Annotated in this window: 2 protein-coding genes and 1 pseudogene; all 3 read right to left on the bottom strand. The window is 70.4% G+C overall.

All coding sequences use genetic code 11. The features are described 5' to 3' along the window. Window positions 1-1,200 (bottom strand): DUF1565 domain-containing protein (locus tag D7W82_RS39190; protein ID WP_147439774.1); only part of this gene is annotated, 1,200 nt, incomplete at its 3' end. Window positions 1,201-1,214: 14 nt separating this feature from the next. Further along, window positions 1,215-2,183, bottom strand: coding sequence for a hypothetical protein (locus tag D7W82_RS39195; RefSeq protein ID WP_199728019.1), 969 nt, complete (start codon window positions 2,181-2,183; stop codon window positions 1,215-1,217). 178 nt (window positions 2,184-2,361) lie between these two features. After that, window positions 2,362-2,764, bottom strand: a pseudogene (locus tag D7W82_RS39200) (CpaF family protein); the annotation flags it as partial.

The raw sequence follows: 2,764 nt of genomic DNA on the forward strand, positions 1-2,764 counted from the left end.
CTTCTTGATCGCGGGGTTGTTCTCTTTGCAGGCTCCTCCCCCGCCACCGCCGCCTCCTCCATGTCCAGGCAGGCCGGTTTCGCCTGTGCCCCCTTGCTGGTCTGGCTCCCAGAGAACATCGGCGACGCGGATGCGCCCCATCCCTTCACCAGGGCGCCCTTCGGCCCCGCTGTCACCCATGAGACCGTTGCTGCCGACTCCGCCATCGCCGGCATCGCAGCGGCAGACCCTGTTCAGGCACGTCGTATCAATCACTGCGAAAAGTCCAGCCGTGCCCCCCGTTGTATTGGGCTGGCCAGGACTGCCAGGGCTGCCGTCACCGTTGGATGACCCAACGCCTCCGAATCCTCCCAAAAAGCCATCGCCGCATTGGGGCTTGCCATCCGAGCCACCAATGAACACGCCCGCGTCCGCATTGGGGCCTGGGCCTCCGTTGCCTCCATCCAGCCCCGGGTTCCCTGGTTGTCCGCTGACACCCGGCGCACCGCGACCGGACTCCAGGACCATGTCGTGCAAGCTGAGTTCTCGGACGTTCAGGGCACGGAGTGCGATGGAGGGCTGTCCGGCTTCAGTGGCATCCAGGGACTTGATGTGGAAAGAGTCCAGGACGACTCTCTCGTCTTGCGTGCTGACGTCACGTACGAGGAATGCCTGCGTGCCGCCATTGAAGCGGGTGGTTGTTCCGCCATCCAGGAACCGGTCCCAATAGGGGTTCCCGTTCTTGCGCCACGTGTATCCGCCGTAGAGCGAAACGGGCACGTCCACCACGGGGGCGGACTCGTTGTACGTGCCGGTGCCCAGGTACACGATGTTGCGCCCCGTGCCCCCGTCGCGAATCTCCCGGAGGGCCCGGTCCAGCGTCTTGAACGGCTTCTCTCGGGTCCCGTTGTTGTCGTCCTGGCCATCCGCTGGGTCGACGAAGTAACCCGCGTCCGCGACACCATCGATGCCGTCGCAGTCGTTGTCGAAGCCTGTCAGGTCGGGGTAGTCCACGCCGCCGTCGCCGCAGGGAGGAGGCGTGGTGTCTCCAGCGTCGCCCGCATCACCGGCGTCGCTACCGCCATCCCCGGTCGCCTGCGGCCCGCAGCGGCCCTCGCCCTGACAGTTCTCAAAGGCCGCGTCGAAGTTGCTGCAACCGCCCGCGCTGAGCACCGCACCGAACACCGCGCCCAGCGCGCCGACCTTCCAGAGGTTCCGCATGGCTTTCCCCGTGCTCACTGCCACGTCCCGGCGAAGCTCAAGCCACCACCCTGCGGCGTGAGCGTCACGGACGGCTGAACATTCGTCTGCTTCACCGGCAGGAAGTACATCAGCGCGCCCGCCGCGATGGCCGCCGCGCCAACGCCGATGCCCACCGCACCAATCGTCTGCGAACGCTTGCCGGAGTCGCGCACCTTCTCCGCGTCCTGCAAATTCGGATACTCGTTGTTGTTCAGGTCGCTGAGCTTCCCGCGCGACTGCACGAAGAACACCGTCCCCACCCCCGCGAGCACCACGCCGCCCGCCGCGGGCACCCAGGCCCACTTGCGGCGTCCCGGCGTCTCCACCGCCGGCGTGTCCGTCAGGCCCAACTCGGTGGGCGGCTGCACGCCCGGCGTCAGGTCCGGCCCCGGCACCGGCTGCTTCACGCCCGGCGTCACGTTGGGCGTCTGCTGCGCCACGGGCGGCGTCACCGGCGGCGCCACCGGCTCCGGACGCAGCACCCGCAGCGTGCGCGGCACCACCACGTCCAGCGACTTGTTGAGCGCGTCCAGCACCTGGTCCTCGCTCACGCCCGGGACCGACTCCTCGACGAGCGGCGCGCCGTCCTGCGCCGTGTACACGCGCACGCCCGCCTTGTACGCGTTCAGGTACGGACCAATCTCCGTCACCATCACCACGTCCGTCTTCGCCGCCACGCCCAGCGACGCGATGCAGGACGGCTGCGTGCGGTTGCAGCGCATCATCGCCGTGCGCTTCTTCTTCGGCAGCGTGCGCGTCACGTCCTCCACGCGGATCACCTCCAGGCCTCGGGCCTTGAGCTGCTCGGCCACGTGCTCCTGGGCGGTTCCAACGAGGTAGCGCGGCGTTCCCCGCGTCACGTCCGTGGGCGCCAGCAACACGGTGACGGGTTTCGCGGAGGAGGCGGGTGCGGGCGCCTGGGCGACCACCAGGGTGAGCGCGGCGAGGAAGGGGATCAACACGGGAGCACTTTCTCCCTGACCCGCCCTCCTCGCAAGGTCAGGATTCGCGGAGCGGCGTGGTGGGACAGGGCCCCACCCACCCGGGGGTGACACCGGTGTCCGGCGCCGGGCGCCCCGCGTGGATGCACTCCGTCGTCACGGCCCGGGAAACCCGGAAGGTCCCCCGCGCCGTCGGAGGCTACCGGCGCGGACGCTCCGGCGCCGGGCGGATCTGCGTCTTCTCGGACGTGTTCAGCTCCGTCTTCGGCCGGTCGTCGTCCTCGTCCTCGTCGTCCGAGGGCGGTGGAGGAGGACCCGGCGGACGGCGCGTGGGCGTGGCACCCGCGCGCAGCGTGTTGGATGGCGGAGCGGGACGCGCGGGGGCCGGCGGCGGACGGCGCGGCGGCGGAGTGATGCGCGCGGGCGGGGCCTCCGCGAGCAGGTCCTCGGACACCTGCACCAGCGGCTCGGACGCCGGAGTGGCGCGGGTGTCCTCCTGCTCCGCGAACGGGTTGCGCGTGGGCGGCGGCGTCTTGTCGTCGTCCAGCGGCGGCGGCGGGCGCGGCGGCAGCGAGGGGCGCAGCGCCGGAGCCGCCTTCGCG

The organism is Corallococcus sp. CA049B (assembly GCF_003611685.1).
GTDB classification, from domain to species: domain Bacteria; phylum Myxococcota; class Myxococcia; order Myxococcales; family Myxococcaceae; genus Corallococcus; species Corallococcus coralloides.